The following is a 15,866-nucleotide window of genomic DNA, read 5'->3' as shown; positions in this document are numbered from 1 at the left end:
GCTACTCGATCGCCTTGAAATAGCGGTCGCTGCGCCAGGTCCAGAAATAAAGGATCGAATGCCCGGCAGAGGAAAAGATCACTCGATCCGCTCGTCCGACCAGATATTCCCGATGGACCATACCAACCCCGCCAGACAGTGGTGATCTACGGCTGTCAGCGGAATTGTCCCGGTTGTCGCCCATGAAGAAAAAGTGGTCTTCGGGTACCGTTTTCGGCCCGAAATTGTCCAGGCTGGTCGGTCGCGCATCCAGAACCGCATGTTTAACGCCGCCAGGCAGGGTTTCGTAAGCCAGTTTTTTCTGACACTCGGCACCAAGGCCCGGGTTGTTTGTACAAATCGGCAGGCCACCCATGGAGCCCTGCGTGGCATAGGCCTCCGTGAAGATCCCGTCAGGATCCTGAGGTGCCGGTGTTCCGTTCACGTAAAGCACGCCATCGCGGGTCTCGACCGTGTCGCCTGGCAAACCGACCAGGCGTTTGATGTAGTCCTGCTTCAGAACCGGGTGGCGGAACACAACAACATCACCGCGTTCAGGTTCGCTCGCCCAGATGCGGTTCTTGCTGCTTTCGCTGCCTTCCCAGAAAGAACACAGGTTCCATGCACCGTAGTTGGGGCAGGAATAGGCGGAATAGCCATAGGCGTATTTGTTGACGAACAGGAAATCGCCGATCAACAGCGTCGGCTTCATCGACCCGGTGGGGATCCAGAAAGGCTGAAAGATCAGGGTGCGGATCAACGCGGCCAGCAGCACCGCATAGACAATGGTCTTCAGCAACTCGAAGATGCCATTGGGTTTCTTTTTCGTCTCAGCCATGTTTTGCACGGGGTCCACCTGTTCAGGATCGGGCGCTTGTCGCCTGCGGCATGCCGGGTGTCAAGCAGGCTTGGGTCGGGCCTCGATCACGACCATGGCATGGGCCCAGGGGTCATCATCGGTCAGGCTGACATGGATAACGGCCTCATGGCCGGGTGGTGTCAGCTCATTCAGGCGTTCGGCAGCCCAGCCGCTCACGGTCATTTGCGGCTGCCCGGTTGACAGATTGCTGACCGCCATATCTTTCCAGGCGATCCCCATGCGCAACCCGGTGCCAAGCGCCTTTGAGCAGGCCTCTTTCGCGGCCCAGCGCTTGGCATAGGTTCCGGCGACATCCTGCCGACGCTCGGACTTCTTTTGTTCAATGTCGCTAAACACCCGATCCTTGAACCGCTGCCCGAACCGGTCCAGCGTGCCCTGAATGCGGTCCACCCGCGCCAGATCTGTGCCAATACCGATGATCATTGACGCCTGAGCCACCCCAGCAAGCCGCGGCGTTTACGGGAGGCCAGCACCGATGGCCGGTGAATATCGACAACCGGGCTGACATCAGCCTGATCCAGCAGATCAAGCAATTCCTCCGCTCCGTTTTCCAGCTTGAACGCCATCTCATCGGGATGCAGCAAGGTCAGTCCATAGAAATTCAGCACATCGCCATCGGGCAGGGTCAGTTCCCATTTGTCCTGTGGCAGAAACAGCGAATAGGTCAGCATGACACCGTCCAGAGCGCTGTCCTTTGCATAAGGCGTGCCGTCAAAACTGGGGATCGTGTGCATATGCGCAAACCAGGTGCCAACCTCGTGCGGGTAACGGGCCAGCTGTTTTATCAACCCGATCGGCCAGAACGTATCGTCATCGGCAGTGTCGTCGCCGGACATCTGCTGACTAAGGCGATCGCCCCAGGCCCTGGGTAACGCGATCATCAACTCGGCCCTGCCGAACTCCACCGGATCAATTCCGTCGGGCAGTTCCATGCGCAGGTCACCCATGCCCGAGGTTGAATAAACCCAAAAATCCCGATCTTCGGTCGGTGGGAAGACCAGCACATCCAGATGCACATGCGATGAGATGATTTCGTGAAGTACGTTCTCACATGGCCCAAGTGCACTTTCCAGGTGTTCGGTGATCAGATCGCAGTTTTCCGCATAATCCTGAGGCGGAACAAACGCCTCAGGGTCGCGCGTTGGCATGATGATGCGGGAACCACCTTCGGTGATCTCACCATCTTTCCATTCATCTTCGTCGGACATCTTAGCGCTCAATCCGGCGTGTAACTGGCTGTGATGTCGCCGGTGCTTTGGTTAAGTGTCACGGTCAGGGTTGCCGGGTCAGACCCATGGTCTTGCTGTGAGTAAAGCCGGATAGGCAGACGGAATGTAAGGCCGGTCGTTGCATCGTAGCCTGCATCAATCCCTGCGAAGTCAACGCCATAAAACCCCAATCCGTCGGACAGGCTGACAACGCGGCATTGCCGGTCGCCGACCTCATTGTAAGGGGGCGACAGGATCAGAAGGTGAAACGCCGCAGCCGCCGGTTCAAGCGTGTCCAGCAGGGCCAGCCGAACAGCGCCCTTGGCAAAGGTCCGGGTGTTTTCCTCCCACGGCTCGGCAATATTCCGCGCCCCGCTCTGCCAGTCGCATTCGGCGACGTGTCGCGCCGTTACGGGCATCGCTAGCAGACAAAATGCTGCAACAAGGTGTTTCATGTGATCTCCCCCAAGGTCTTGAAAAACTAAGCGATCTCTGAACCCGCCGCCGCGCGCCGCGCGTCATCCATGGCACTGCGCATTCTGCGGATGGCAGAATCGAGGCCCGAAAATATCGCCTCGCCCACCAAAAAATGTCCGATATTCAATTCGGCCACCTGCGGTAGCGCTGCGATGGGACCAACGCAGTCATAGGTCAGGCCATGCCCGGCATGCACCTCCAGCCCCAGATCATGGGCAAAGGCGGCCATGTCGGTCAGGGCGGCCAGCTCCCGGTCACGATCTTCAAACCGGCCCTCTGCATGGGCATCGCAATAAGCCCCGGTGTGCAGCTCAATCACCGGCGCGCCGATCCGGTGGGCCGCCTCGATCTGGCGGCGGTCGGCGGCAATAAAGATCGACACGCGGCAACCAGCCTCGGCCAATGGTGCGATGAAATGCGCCAGACGGTTTTCCTCGCGCGCAACTTCAAGCCCGCCTTCGGTCGTGCGCTCTTCGCGTTTTTCTGGGACGATACAGACGGCATGCGGTTTATGGCGCAGGGCGATGGCCTGCATTTCGTCGGTGGCGGCCATCTCGAAATTCAGCGGCAGGCTCAACGCGTCCATCAGCCGTTCGATATCCGCATCGGTGATATGGCGGCGATCCTCGCGCAGATGGGCGGTGATGCCATCGGCCCCGGCGGTTTCGGCCATCTTGGCCGCGCGCACCGGATCGGGGTAATCCCCGCCGCGTGCATTCCGCACCGTCGCGACATGGTCGATATTGACGCCGAGCCTAAGCCTGCCCGGCAGCGGGTTTCCTTCCGGCATGACTTTCTCCCTTTCCCGATGGGCGTGGGGGTTGCGCATCGCCCTGGTCTGCCCCCCGTTGCTCCGACCGCTGTTTCGCGCGCTCCAAAAGGTGCTTGCGGCGGCGCGACTGATAGGCCGCAACCAATGGCTTGGTCAGGAAATAGAAGACAGCGGCGGTTATCAAGCCTGTAAATATGCCGCCGATCAGATAGGGGAAGAAAACATCCGCCCAAAAGGGGCTAAGCCGGTCAAGTGCGGGTTCGCCAAAGCCGAAAAGCGACTTGAAAGACTGCCACAGGCCCGCCCCGGCCTCGGCAAACGCGACCATGACCGATTCGCCATGCTCCTGGCCGCGCATTCCGGTAATCCAACGGCCCAGACCAAAGGACGAGGCCGCGATCAGCGGGAAAGTCAGCGGATTGCCGACAAATGTGCCGATCAGGCTGGCAATGCCGTTGCCCCGCACGATGCGCGCGCAGATCCAGGCATAGAAGAAGTGCAGCCCAAACAGCGGCGAGAACGACACAAACACCCCGCAGGCAAAACCAAGCGCGATCTTATGCGGTGTATCGGGCAGGCGTTTGACACGATGTCCGATATACTCAGCAGCACGGCGCCAGCCGGTACGCGGATATACGGTCTGCGAGACGCGCTGCGTCCAGCTCAGCCTCTCGCGCCGCTTGAAAACCATGTCTCAACAACTCCCAAAGTTCCTGCCGGAACTGCTATTTCTTACCGCCCGCAGGCTCTGCCATCACCCCGCGAAACCGCGTCACCTGCGCCACATCCGAATCCGCTTCCAGTGCGGTCTGAATATTGTGCAGGTGTTCCACGTCCCGCACCTCCAAATCAATCACCATTCGGTAAAAATCCGGTTTGCGGTCGGTGAAACTGATGTCGCTGATATTTGCGTGGTGTTCGCCGACCAATGTGCAGATTCGCCCTAAGGCGCCAGTGTCATTTGCAAGTGTGACCTCAATACATGCCAAATGCGGCATCCGTGCGGCGCCAGGGGTCCAGGCAAGGTCAATCCACTCATCGGCCCGGTCTTCCAGCGCCGCCAGTGAGGCGCAGTCAATCGCGTGAACCTCAACCCCATGCCCCCGCACGGCGATGCCGACGATCCGCTCTCCGGGGATGGGATTGCAGCAGGGGGCGGGTTGTGCGATCTGGTTCGAATCCAGCCCGACAATGCCAGAACCCTGCGCGCTGGTCGGCGGCAACTTCTCGTCCCGCATCAGTTCGGGGTAAAGCGTGTCCACCAACTCCGCCCCGGTCAGTTCTGCCGCGCCCAGCTGCGCCAGCAGATCACCGGCAGAGGTCAGGCCCATCTGTTTCGCCGCCGTTTCCAGCGCCTTGTCGGTGGCCTTCTTGCGCACTCGCTCAAGGGCCACACGGGCGATTTCTCGGCCCAGACGGATATGCCCTGCGCGATGTTCCTCGCGCAGGCTGCGCCGGATCGCGGCTTTGGCGCGCCCGGTGATTACCATATCTTCCCATGTTGCCTGTGGGCGCTGGCCCTCGGCCCGGATAATTGTCACCGACTGCCCGTTGCGCAGGCGGGTCCACAGCGGGACACGATGCCCATCCACCTTGGCCCCGACACAACTGTCCCCGATGCGCGTGTGGATCGCATAGGCAAAATCGATGGGCGTCGCACCGCGCGGCAGCTTGATCACCTCGCCCTTGGGCGTGAAGCAGAACACCTGATCGGTGAACATCTCCAGCTTCACATGTTCCAGAAAGTCGTCCGGACTGTCCGAGTTTTCAAACCCCGCAGTCAACGCTGCCAGCCAGCGGAAGGGATCAACAACAAAGGGGTTCTCAAACCGCTCCCCATCTCGATAGGACCAATGCGCCGCAACCCCGGTTTCGGCGACATCATGCATGGTCCGGGTCCGGATCTGAACTTCCACCCGCTTGGCCGCGCGCCCCGAAACCGTCGTGTGAATCGACCGGTAGCCGTTGGATTTTGGCTGGCTGACATAATCTTTGAAGCGCCCCGGAACCGCCGTCCAGCGCTGATGGCATACGCCTAGCGCGCGGTATACATCCGTCACATCCTCAACAATGATCCGGAAGGCATAGATGTCCGAAAGCCGCCCAAAGGCGTCCCCCTTTTCGTCCATCTTGCGCCAGACCGAATAGGGTTTCTTCTCGCGCCCGAAAACCTCGGCTTTGATATTGGCCTCATCCAGCGCATGACGCAGATCCTCGGTGATCTGCGGGATGATATCGCCGGTTTCCTTGCGCAACGTGATGAAGCGCCGCATGATCGAAGAGCGCGCCTCGGGGTTGAGGACGCGAAACCCGATATCCTCAAGCTCCTCACGCATCCACTGCATACCCATCCGGCCCGCCAGCGGCGCATAGATATCCATTGTCTCGCGCGCTTTCTGGGCCTGCTTGGCCTTGGGCATATGCTTGATGGTTCGCATGTTGTGCAGACGGTCGGCCAGCTTGACCAGCAGAACGCGCACATCCTTGGACATGGCCATCAGCAGCTTGCGGAAATTCTCGGCCTGTTGTGTCTCGGACGAGGTCAGCTGCAGATTGGTCAGCTTGGTGACCCCATCAACCAACTGGGCGATTTCCTCGCCAAACCGGTCCGAGATCGCATCATAAGTCGATCCCGTATCCTCGATCGTGTCATGCAAAAGGGCGGTGACGATACTGGCATCGTCCAGGCGCTGCTCGGTCAGGATGGCGGCAACATCGACGGGATGGGTAAAGTATGGCTCACCAGAGCGCCGCACCTGCCCGCGATGCGCCTCATCACCATAGGCATAGGCATCGCGGATCAGGGTTTCATTTGTGTTCGGGTTGTAAGCCCTGATCAGATCGACAAGCTGCCCGGCGGTCATCATGGCCGTCACCTCATCAGGGCACCGGGATCAGCCCTCGCCCTGCGCCTCCATCAGCGCTCGCAGCAATTTCTCTTCGGACATGTCATCCTCAACCGGGGCAGGCGCGTCATAGCCCATCAGCAGGGACATTTGATCTTCTTCTGGCTCATCAACTTCGATCTGACGCTGATGGCTTTCGATGGCGCGCTCGCGCAGCGTATCGGCGGTCAGGGTCTCGTCGGCAATTTCACGCAGGGCAACGACGGGGTTCTTATCATTGTCACGATCCACGGTCAGTTCCCCACCCGAGGACAATTCCCGCGCCCGATGGGCTGCCAGCATCACCAGTTCGAACCGGTTGGGAACCTTGTCAACGCAATCTTCGACGGTCACACGCGCCATATCTGCAAACTCCGCTTTATCTCGGACGGGAAAGAAGCCGTGTATGTAGCGATGCGTCACGGGAAATGCAAGCGTTACACGCAAGGATAAATGGCAAACCGCACATTCCCGCGCCGCTCAGACCGGGGTGACCTCCGACAGAAGCTCCGAAGGCAAAGCATCCCGCATTTCGCGAACCGTACGACCAAGGCACGGATGCCGCCAATCGGGGGTGATATCGCAAAGCGGGATCAGCACAAACGCCCGGTCCTGCAACCTTGGATGCGGCAGGATCAGATCGGTCGGCGTATCCCGGTGCTGCCGGTCCTCAGCCAGGTCGCGCCATGTATCATGGGTCTCGATATCGGGCAGTATATGATCTTCCATCGCCAGCAGGTCCAGATCCAGAACCCGCGGCCCCCACCGCACACCAGCCTCGCGGCCCGCCTCGACCTCCAGCTGCTTGAGATGGGCCAGCAGGTCCGCCGGGGAAAGGTTCGTTTTCAGCGCCGCCGCCCCGTTGACGAAATCCGGCCCGCTGCCCGGCGGCCAGGCCGCAGACCGATACCACGGGCTGACGGCCACCAAAGATGTTCCGGGGCGCGGTAGGCGCGCGACGGCATGATTTACTGTATTAAGGGGTGACCCAAGGGAACTTGAAAGATTAGCGCCAAGCGCAACCAGTGCGAGCATTTCAAATTGACCTAACGATTTGACTTTCCCCTGCTTCGAAATATTCATAACTTGCAAATGTTGTCGTGTTCAATGGACCGGCTCATGTAATAGAGTCCGGTTCGTAGGTATGGAGATCTCATATGTTTTATCGGGACGAACGTCTCGCCTTGTTTATTGATGGCTCAAATCTGTATGCAGCCGCAAAATCGCTTGGCTTTGACATTGACTATAAACTTCTTCGGGCGGAGTTTATGCGGCGTGGCAAACTTTTGCGTGCATTTTACTATACGGCATTGCTGGAAAGCGAGGAATATTCACCAATCCGGCCGCTGGTCGACTGGTTGAACTATAACGGGTTCACCATGGTCACCAAACCGGCGAAAGAGTTCACCGACTCGACCGGTCGGCGCAAGATCAAGGGCAATATGGATATCGAACTGACGGTCGATGCAATGGAATTGGCCGCGCATGTCGATCATATCGTGCTGTTTTCCGGCGATGGCGACTATCGCCCGCTGATTGAAAGCCTTCAGCGTCAAGGTGTGCGGGTATCGGTCGTGTCGACCATACGGTCCAGCCCGCCGATGATCGCTGATGAGTTGCGCCGCCAGTGCGACAACTTCATCGAGCTTGAAGAGCTTCGCGACGTCATCGGCCGCCCCCCGCGCGAAGATAACGGCGACCACCCTGTAGAAGAGTGATCCCACCCGAAGCCCCGCAGGATTGCACCCTTTGCCCGCGCCTCGTCACCTATCGTGAAGAGGTCCGGGCAAAGCACCCCGACTGGTATAATGGCGCGGTGCAGTCCTTTGGCGATGATCAGGCGCGCTTGCTGATCCTCGGCCTCGCCCCTGGCGTTGGCGGGGCGCATCGCACGGGCCGTCCTTTCACCGGCGATTACGCCGGTGATCTGCTTTATGCGACCATGGGGAAATTCGGTTTTGCCAGCGGCACCTATCAGGCGCGGCCTGATGATGGCGTGACGCTTCATGACGCGATGATCACCAATGCCGTGCGTTGCGTGCCGCCCCAGAACAAACCAACAGCGGCCGAGGTAAACACCTGCCGCCCCTTCATGCTGTCCCGCATCGATGCCCTGCCGCAGCTGCGCGCAATCCTCTGCCTTGGCCGCATCGCCCATGACACACTGATCCGGGGCATGGGCGCGCGGCTTGCAGCACATCCTTTTGGCCATCAGGCCCAACATCAGGTCGGTGATCTGACGATTTTCGACAGCTACCACTGCTCTCGCTACAACACCAACACCGGCGTTCTGACCACCGAGATGTTCGAGGCCGTGTTTGCAGATATTCGAGGTTTTCTGGATATCTGAACGCTTGGACTTTATAATCGCAAGAAGCTTTGCGGATTGACCAAAAGCGCCATCCCAGCCAAGCCTTGAACTGAAATTGCGCTTCCAGACAAAATCTCAGCCCGCCCGTTACCGCAGCTTAGGCCGCGTCTTTTCTGCAGACGGTTACAGCATGATCAGCTTTGACCCGTCTATGCAAGCCGTTGTAATGGCCACTACTGTCATCTAATGCCTCAAACATACTTGGATCGGGTCATCGGAGAAGCTGGCCATTTTTTTGAGCTGAGACGGAATCAATGAAACCTTACATGGAAACACTGCGTCACATAGAGGTTGCGCTTTTCAGAAATAGAATTGCGTTGCTTTGGGTGGGTTATTTGTTCTCATGCTATAGCCTTATCAAATCTACTATACGCCAGGATTACACCCCCTACCTGATACAAGATCTCTTAATCAATTATTCAGATGGATTTTCTCGCCGGGGTTTAGGCGGCGCGGCAATAATCGGGCTGCACGACATGATTGGCGGCGATGTTGGACTTCTGGCGGCGGTTTTTTTGCTGCTTACTGGCGCTTGTACTGACACTTCTGGCCCTAAGGATCTATCGAAAGCTCCCGGATCAAAGCGCATTAATCTTTCTCATCCTCGCGCCTTTTGGGCTGCTCTTTTTCGCCTACGATCCAGAAGGCTCATACCGCAAGGAGGTGTTGGGCTTCTTAGCCTTGGCTATAGCTCTTAACGGTGCGCTTGCGTCCAGTCGCCTCCGATCGGGAATGCTCATGTTTCTGGCATCGACAACTTTCCTGATCGGGTTGCTGTTTCATGAGGGCATCATCTTCCTTTTGCCCGCGCTGCTTGTTGCGTTCGCTCTGCAAGCGTATCTGCGCGATATACCGAGGAGACAGACAATAATACTCAGCGCGCTGACCATGATCGGCGCCGCCCTCATCTTTGCGATAATCCTGGCTACGCCCGCACCTGATCACCACAAGTTATGCGAAGCTTTGGAAGGCATCACCTGCGGCGGCGCGTTTTCCTCGCTTGAGCAATCTCTTTCCGATGGTATTCCCTATACTTTTGGCAGGCATACCCTGTTTAGTTACATACTGTTTCCAGCAGCCGCTTTCCTGAGTTTCCTGCCATTCATAGGTGTGCAGTTTCCGGGCATCCCGCGTCGGTACCTCTATCTGGTGATGGCCTGCCTTGTATTGAGCATCCTCCCACTTTTTATCGTGGCATTTGATTGGGGCAGATGGCTGCAGATGATCTTCTTTCCAGCCAGCCTGATCGCCCTTACGGCTATCGCCGCCGGTGTCGCCAAGTATAACTGTCCCTTCCCGGTTTGGGCCAGGATACTATATGTCTGCAGTTGGTGTATCCCACATGCCTATCCCGAAATTCGTTTTTGGGGGCTTATTGTCATTCCGACGCTTGTTCTTTGCATGCTTTTGCGTCGAGTCGCGCACTGGGCGCGCTCAAGGCCTCTGGTGCGTTGAACATCTGGACCTATCTTTCAGCCTTGGGTTCGGTCTCGCGGATGCTTCGGAGGTCAGTCCGGCGCCAGCATATAGCCCGCTCCACGGACGGTCTGCAGGTAGCGGGGCATTTTTGGATCAGCTTCGATCTTGCGCCGCAGTCGGGTGATCTGAACATCCACCGCCCGTTCCTGCGCCTGCCCGTCATCGCGACCCAACTCCTGCACCAGTTGTGTGCGGCTGACAGGTTCGTTCGGGCGGGCCGAGAATATGCGCATCAGCTGCCCTTCGGTCGCGGTCAGACGGATCATATCTTCACCCTGCCACAACTCCCCCCGGGTCAGGTCATAGCGGATCGCGCCCATTTGGATGGTCTTGGGGGGGTCGTTATCCGTATCGGGTTTGGGCACCCGGCGCAGGATGGCGTTGATCCGCAAAAGCAACTCGCGCGGCTCAAACGGCTTGGGCAGGTAATCATCCGCCCCCGCCTCAAGCCCATCGATGCGATCCTGCGCCTCGCCGCGCGCGGTCAGCAGCAGGATCGGCGTTGCGATTTCATCAACCAGAGCGCGGGTCAACGACAGCCCATCCTCGCCCGGCATCATGACGTCAATCACCAGCAGATCAAACTCCAGCCCGTCCAGCAGCTTGCGGGCATGTGCCGCATCCCGCGCCGTAGTCACCCAGTAATCATTCCGGGCCAGGTACTTTTTCAGCAGATCCCGGATCCGCTCGTCATCATCGACGATCAGGATATGTGCGTCCGGTTGCGTCAGATCAGCCATCTTTCGGTGCCTCCAACAGGGCCATGCGTGCCTTCAGATTAGGATCAATAATCTCTTCCAGCACTTTTCGGAAGCCCTGCACCGCCTCGGCCCCTGCAGCAGCATAGGCATGGCGCACCCGGGCGGCTTGCTCTGCCGCCAGTTCGGCCTCAAGCGCGACACCCTTTTCCGTCAGGCTCAGGTTCCGCTCCCGCCGATCCTGCCGCCCCACGGCCGAGGATACAAGCCCATCATCCATCAACTGCCGCAGCACCCGGTTCAGTGATTGCTTGGTGACGCCCAGAATGTCCAAAAGCGTGTTCACCGTCAGCCCGGGCCGCCGATTGATGAAATGCAGCGCCCGGTGATGCGCCCGGCCATAACCATACTTATCCAGAATTGCGTCAGGGTCCGCGGTAAAGCCGCGATAAGCAAAATACATCAGCTCAATGCCCTCACGCAGCTGATCATCTGTCAGGAAAAGCAGTCTCTGCCCGCTGCTTTGCTGTGCCGCCCGTGTCATGTCATACCTCTTTCAGGTTTGGGCAGAATTTACGTCAGCCTTGTTGACATTCCAAGGGCTAAATGTTAGCGAATCTTGAATAATACGAAACATCCTGTCGCGCAGGCCGTGAATGCGGCAACAATCGACAAAGCATGGGAAGGAAGCAAAGATGGTGGCCAGCTATGATGATCGCGATGGCCTGATCTGGATGGACGGCAAGCTGGTGGAATGGCGTGCCGCCAATGTGCATATCCTGACCCATGCAATGCACTATGGCTCATCGGTCTTTGAAGGGGAGCGCGCCTATAACGGCAAGATCTTCGAAAGCCGCAAGCACTCCGAACGCCTGATCTTTTCTGCCAACGAAATTGATATCCCGATCCCCTACACCGTTGATCAGATCGAGGCGGCAAAGGATGAAACGCTAAAAGCCACTGGCCTCAGCGACGCCTATATCCGCCCCGTGGTTTGGCGCGGCTCTGGCCCCGATATGGGGGTCGCCTCTGCCGGTAACCCGGTCCGCATGGCCATCGCGGTCTGGGAATGGGGTGCCTATTACGGCGACGCCAAAACCAAAGGTGCCAAGATCGACATTTCCAAATGGAAACGCCCCAGCCCCGAAACCATCCCCTGCTTTGCCAAGGCGGCAGGCCTTTACATGATCTGCACCATGTCCAAGCACGAGGCCGAGGCCAAAGGCTGCTCTGACGCTCTGATGATGGATTATCGCGGCTATGTCGCCGAAGCGACGGGGGCCAATGTGTTCTTCGTCAAAGAAGGCAAAGTCCACACTCCGCTACCCGATTGCTTTCTGAACGGCATCACCCGCCAGACAGTGATCAAGATGCTGAAGGACAAAGGAGTCGAGGTGGTCGAACGCCACATCCTGCCCGAAGAACTGGACAGCTTCGAACAATGCTGGCTGACCGGCACCGCCGCCGAGGTCACCCCTGTGGGCGAAATAGGCCCCCACAAATTCGAGGTTGGCGCCCTGGCCCGCATGATCGCTGAAGACTACGAAAAACTGGTGCGGTCGTAATCTGCCCGGCCCGGTGCAACGAGCCGGGCCTGCACATTCATTTGGGGCAACGGCACAATATGCACCACGCTCCCGCAGCCTGTGGAAAATCACCGTAAGGCATTAATCTAGCGGCGAGGTTCCAGCAGGCGGTATAGCTGCAATCTGTTTTGTCGTAGCCTGCACCCAACCATCAGATCGAAGCCCTTCTCCGACCATGTCGGTTCTATCCAATGGCCGCATCTTGAGTGTGACCGCCAACGGGACGTTATCGTGGCGCGGCGCACAGCTAGGTAAACGATATTTTTCCGAGGTGGATATCAGGCGATTAGCATAGCATAATCGCAATATGATCGGTAAGTTGACACAAAAAACATCTCTTAAAGCGTTTCGAGTTTACCTTGAGACATCACATAAAATCGAAACGCGTACACCATATAGGCTTATCACTGCGTTTCAGGATAATCTTTTGTCTCAGGTTTATCGCGAAACGCTTTAGAATAGGGCCGTACAGATGCGGATGTTGAACTGGTTGCTTTCTACCGTCCTATTAGCTTCGTCGCCAGCAATGGCGAAATGCCCGGCTGTGAAAGGTGTTATTCCAATCGATAATGTCGAATTCGCGAAGCAGCAGTACGGTTACAATTTTTGGTATGCGGTACAGGGGTCTCTTAAGCAATTCGGGTCAGCGGATGTCGATATTGATGGCTCTTATGGTCCATCCACACGCGCAGCTTTGCGTGCGTTTCAGCAGGAGCATGAACTTAGCCCTACGGGAACAGCCGACACTGCTACGTTGGGGCACTTCGTGACGCTCTGGAAGGAGTACACAGACGTCCCGCCATTCACTACAAAGTCGGAGCGCGTTGTATTCAAACCCGATTTCATCCCAGAGGTATCGGCAGAGAGCGGCATATGCAAAGTTACTCTCACTTGGGCGGATGAAACAAAATCGCTGGATGTTGCCCTCGAAAACCCTATCGCTGATTGCAGGTTAACCGAGTTTCAGGGTGTGCCGACTTACATTCAATCAGGACCAGTCATTGGCGTCATGCTCGACATAAAGGCGCGCGGGTATGGCCTGCCTCTTTCAACCCCTTTCATTGCCCCTATCATCGCTGTCTATCCAGACCGTCAGTTTGAAGTTCGTACTGAAGTGTTTGAAACATACGCTTGGGGTCCCAAAAACTTGAACCAAGACCCTAAGTTTCCAGTCTGGGATGGACCGTATGACATCAAACCCTTCGACTTTAATGCCGTGAATTTGAGAAAGCATCATTGGTTCATGGGTGAAATATCGCGAATGTACAGGCCTTGGGATTTTTCTGATTGTAATTGATAGTATTGAGTTCGATTAATTAAACTCATAGATATCATCGATTTAAGGTTAAAATTATTTCTTGCAAGCTTACGTTTATTTCGATGATGACGTGATGTGTTTTCAGCTCTCCGATTAACGATCGCACAGATACAAACGCCATCTGATCGAAAATCCGCCGAAGACCTCCAAAACCACTCCCCCATTGACCTGCATCAACTGACCGAAGAGTCAGCCTGGTATAGTGCTGCCAGCACAAACGAAAAGGAGCCGTCATCATGTCTCATGTTCCGCACGAACTGGTCGAGGAATTTCCCGATAAAATTGAGAAAATCCATACCCTGAAGGTTGAAAATGCCCATTTCGGCAAGCTGTTCGACAAATATCACGAGCTGAACCGTGCCATCCATCGCGCCGAAACCGATGTGGAGCCAACCGATGATCTGCATATGGGCGAAATGCGCAAGCAGCGTCTGGCGCTCAAGGATGAAATCGCTAGTCTGCTGGCAGATTAAAGCGCTTCGATTTTGATCACGGATCTCAGGTAAAGTCGAAACGCGTTACGAAAGGCAAGCGCGTGACTTTACCACGAAAGATCATCATCGATACCGATCCCGGGCAGGACGACGCGGTGGCCATTCTTCTGGCCTTCGCGTCACCAGAATTACAGGTTCTGGGCATCACTGCCGTTGCGGGCAATGTGCCGCTGGACCTGACGCAGGTGAACGCCCGCAAGGTGTGTGAACTGGCCGGGCGGACGGATATCCCGGTCTTTGCCGGGGCAGACCGGCCACTGGCCCGCGATCTTGTGACAGCGAAATATGTGCATGGCAAACCGGGCTGGACGGCCCGCCGCTGCCCGATCCGGTGATGCCGTTGCAGGGTGGCCATGCGGTCGATTTCATCATCGACACAGTGCACGCAGAGCCACCTGACACCGTGACCCTTTGCACCCTTGGCCCGCTGACCAATATCGCCATGGCCTTCGACAAGGCCCCCGATATAGTTGACCGTGTTGCGGAAGTTGTGGCCATGGGCGGCGGCTTGTTCGAAGGGGGGAATGCCACCCCAGTGGCCGAGTTCAACATCTATGTCGATCCAGTGGCAGCGGCGCAGATCTTCGCCTGCGGTCGCCCGATTACTTTGATACCGCTTGATGTCACCCACCAGTGCCTGACCCGTGCCGACCGCATCGAAAGGTTCCGTGCCATGGGCACACGCGTGGGCGAGGTTACCGCCGGATGGATGGAGTTCTTTGAGCGCTTCGATGAGGCCAAATACGGCACGGATGGCGGCCCGCTACACGATCCCAACGTCATCGCCTATCTGCTGCGACCCGATCTCTATTCCGGTCGGCAAATCAACGTGGAAATCGAAACCCAGTCCCAGATTGGTCTGAGCCAGACCGTTGCTGACTGGTGGGGCGTGACGGAGCGCGCCCCGAACGTCCATTATGTCCGCTTTGTCGATGATGACGGGTTCTTTGAACTTCTGGTGGAGCGGTTGGCGCGGTTATAGATGAAATGCGGAATCCGGATCGAATGTAGGCACGATGCTTGCGAATTTTCGCGGTGAATTGGAGGCCACAGTATGATGAAGAACACCATGATGCTTGGCGTCATTTTCCTGTTTCTTACAGGATGTTTATACCTGCGGCCTCAACCTTTGACACCGCCTGCCATGGACTGGTCATATCAGGTGTCTTTCCAGTGTGAAGCTGCTTTAGGTGGCGACGTCCATTCGCCCAATGATCAGTGCGGGGCACTTGCCAATTGCGTGCTTAACCGTTCAGTGAGATCGCCGCTCGGCTCAACGGGCGATAGGTCACGGGATGCACGGATGTATTACGACTACTACAGCCTCGTTCCTAAACAATTTTATGAACTCGATGGGGCCACCCATTATACAATGCCCTTCCTCCGGGCGCGGGCCGAACGTAGCAGACCAGACGCTGCGGCCTTGTTCAGCGTGATGGAAGATGTGCGCAACACCTGCCTCGCTGAAACCGGGCTGACGGGCAAGATTGGGCGTGACTAAAGCGTCTCACGAAATACCTAAGACATCACGCATCATCCAACGCGTTGAAATCTTTGATTTCAGGCAGCTTTAGATGATTCAGGTTTTTGGCAGGATGCATTAGGCGGCGTCTGCATTTAGCTGATCCATGCCATTGCGCATGCGAGATCGACGAAGGCTTTGAATGAGCTGACGGTTTTCTCGCAACGCAGGGCAATCCGGCGGAACCTTTTGATCCT

Annotated in this window: 18 protein-coding genes and 2 pseudogenes; 8 read left to right on the top strand and 12 right to left on the bottom strand. The window is 57.0% G+C overall.

Annotation, left to right across the window (positions count from 1 at the left end; all coding sequences use genetic code 11):
* Position 1: 1 nt before the first annotated feature.
* The 9 genes from lepB to folK all read right to left on the bottom strand — a co-directional run bounded on the left by lepB (position 2) and on the right by folK (position 7,236).
* Positions 2–817, bottom strand: coding sequence for a signal peptidase I (gene lepB / locus ACW9UQ_RS12935; RefSeq protein WP_458931434.1), 816 nt, complete (start codon positions 815–817; stop codon positions 2–4).
* A gap of 60 nt (positions 818–877) precedes the next feature.
* The gene (gene acpS / locus ACW9UQ_RS12930) at positions 878–1,282 is read right to left on the bottom strand and encodes a holo-ACP synthase (RefSeq protein WP_458931433.1); all 405 of its coding nucleotides are present in this window, start codon (positions 1,280–1,282) and stop codon (positions 878–880) included.
* On the bottom strand, positions 1,279–2,067 hold the full coding sequence (locus tag ACW9UQ_RS12925) for a suppressor of fused domain protein (RefSeq protein WP_458931432.1): 789 nt from the start codon (positions 2,065–2,067) through the stop codon (positions 1,279–1,281). Before ACW9UQ_RS12925 ends, acpS begins: the two co-directional genes overlap by 4 nt.
* A gap of 8 nt (positions 2,068–2,075) precedes the next feature.
* Entirely contained in the window at positions 2,076–2,522 is a 447-nt protein-coding gene (locus tag ACW9UQ_RS12920) for a hypothetical protein (protein ID WP_458931431.1), read from the bottom strand.
* Between the two features lie 26 nt (positions 2,523–2,548).
* A complete protein-coding gene (locus ACW9UQ_RS12915) occupies positions 2,549–3,334 on the bottom strand; it encodes a pyridoxine 5'-phosphate synthase (protein WP_458931430.1) in 786 nt (261 codons plus the stop codon).
* On the bottom strand, positions 3,300–4,007 hold the full coding sequence (locus ACW9UQ_RS12910) for a DUF2062 domain-containing protein (protein WP_458931429.1): 708 nt from the start codon (positions 4,005–4,007) through the stop codon (positions 3,300–3,302). Before ACW9UQ_RS12910 ends, ACW9UQ_RS12915 begins: the two co-directional genes overlap by 35 nt.
* 34 nt (positions 4,008–4,041) lie before the next feature.
* The gene (locus ACW9UQ_RS12905) at positions 4,042–6,183 is read right to left on the bottom strand and encodes a RelA/SpoT family protein (protein ID WP_458931428.1); all 2,142 of its coding nucleotides are present in this window, start codon (positions 6,181–6,183) and stop codon (positions 4,042–4,044) included.
* Positions 6,184–6,210: 27 nt separating this feature from the next.
* Complete coding sequence (rpoZ, locus tag ACW9UQ_RS12900; RefSeq protein WP_458931427.1) at positions 6,211–6,564, bottom strand: DNA-directed RNA polymerase subunit omega; 354 nt, start codon at positions 6,562–6,564, stop codon at positions 6,211–6,213.
* Between the two features lie 117 nt (positions 6,565–6,681).
* Complete coding sequence (gene folK, locus ACW9UQ_RS12895) at positions 6,682–7,236, bottom strand: 2-amino-4-hydroxy-6-hydroxymethyldihydropteridine diphosphokinase (RefSeq protein ID WP_458931426.1); 555 nt, start codon at positions 7,234–7,236, stop codon at positions 6,682–6,684.
* A gap of 122 nt (positions 7,237–7,358) precedes the next feature.
* Here folK and ACW9UQ_RS12890 point away from each other — a divergent pair, with 122 nt between their 5' ends.
* The 3 genes from ACW9UQ_RS12890 to ACW9UQ_RS12880 all read left to right on the top strand — a co-directional run bounded on the left by ACW9UQ_RS12890 (position 7,359) and on the right by ACW9UQ_RS12880 (position 10,027).
* On the top strand, positions 7,359–7,919 hold the full coding sequence (locus tag ACW9UQ_RS12890; RefSeq protein WP_458931425.1) for a LabA-like NYN domain-containing protein: 561 nt from the start codon (positions 7,359–7,361) through the stop codon (positions 7,917–7,919).
* The gene (locus tag ACW9UQ_RS12885; RefSeq protein WP_458931424.1) at positions 7,916–8,551 is read left to right on the top strand and encodes a uracil-DNA glycosylase; all 636 of its coding nucleotides are present in this window, start codon (positions 7,916–7,918) and stop codon (positions 8,549–8,551) included. Before ACW9UQ_RS12890 ends, ACW9UQ_RS12885 begins: the two co-directional genes overlap by 4 nt.
* A 501-nt stretch (positions 8,552–9,052) precedes the next feature.
* Positions 9,053–10,027, top strand: coding sequence for a hypothetical protein (locus ACW9UQ_RS12880; RefSeq protein WP_458931423.1), 975 nt, complete (start codon positions 9,053–9,055; stop codon positions 10,025–10,027).
* 53 nt (positions 10,028–10,080) lie between these two features.
* Here ACW9UQ_RS12880 and ACW9UQ_RS12875 read toward each other — a convergent pair whose 3' ends face one another.
* Both ACW9UQ_RS12875 and ACW9UQ_RS12870 read right to left on the bottom strand, forming a co-directional pair.
* Positions 10,081–10,782 carry a response regulator gene (locus ACW9UQ_RS12875; protein ID WP_458931453.1) on the bottom strand — a complete coding sequence of 234 codons (702 nt, stop codon included), beginning with the start codon at positions 10,780–10,782 and terminating at the stop codon, positions 10,081–10,083.
* A 1-nt stretch (position 10,783) separates the two neighbouring features.
* Positions 10,784–11,293: a MarR family winged helix-turn-helix transcriptional regulator gene (locus tag ACW9UQ_RS12870; protein ID WP_458931422.1), complete on the bottom strand. Its 510-nt coding sequence runs from the start codon at positions 11,291–11,293 to the stop codon at positions 10,784–10,786.
* Between the two features lie 154 nt (positions 11,294–11,447).
* Here ACW9UQ_RS12870 and ACW9UQ_RS12865 point away from each other — a divergent pair, with 154 nt between their 5' ends.
* From ACW9UQ_RS12865 to ACW9UQ_RS12845, 5 genes and pseudogenes are all read left to right on the top strand, one after another.
* The gene (locus ACW9UQ_RS12865) at positions 11,448–12,314 is read left to right on the top strand and encodes a branched-chain amino acid aminotransferase (protein WP_458931452.1); all 867 of its coding nucleotides are present in this window, start codon (positions 11,448–11,450) and stop codon (positions 12,312–12,314) included.
* Between the two features lie 493 nt (positions 12,315–12,807).
* On the top strand, positions 12,808–13,632 hold the full coding sequence (locus ACW9UQ_RS12860; protein WP_458931421.1) for a peptidoglycan-binding domain-containing protein: 825 nt from the start codon (positions 12,808–12,810) through the stop codon (positions 13,630–13,632).
* Between the two features lie 257 nt (positions 13,633–13,889).
* On the top strand, positions 13,890–14,126 hold the full coding sequence (locus ACW9UQ_RS12855) for a YdcH family protein (RefSeq protein ID WP_458931420.1): 237 nt from the start codon (positions 13,890–13,892) through the stop codon (positions 14,124–14,126).
* A 62-nt stretch (positions 14,127–14,188) separates the two neighbouring features.
* Positions 14,189–15,129 (top strand): annotated as a pseudogene (locus ACW9UQ_RS12850) (nucleoside hydrolase).
* A 72-nt stretch (positions 15,130–15,201) separates the two neighbouring features.
* Positions 15,202–15,648 (top strand): hypothetical protein, encoded by a 447-nt coding sequence (locus tag ACW9UQ_RS12845; protein WP_458931419.1) that lies wholly within the window; start codon positions 15,202–15,204, stop codon positions 15,646–15,648.
* A gap of 116 nt (positions 15,649–15,764) precedes the next feature.
* Here the strand turns inward: ACW9UQ_RS12845 and ACW9UQ_RS12840 are convergent.
* Positions 15,765–15,866 (bottom strand): annotated as a pseudogene (locus tag ACW9UQ_RS12840) (IS5-like element IS711 family transposase); the annotation flags it as partial.

Source organism: Halovulum sp. GXIMD14793 (assembly GCF_054457435.1).
The sequence above is the reverse complement of the archived record's forward strand: the minus strand, read 5'-3'. Positions and strand labels throughout refer to the sequence as shown.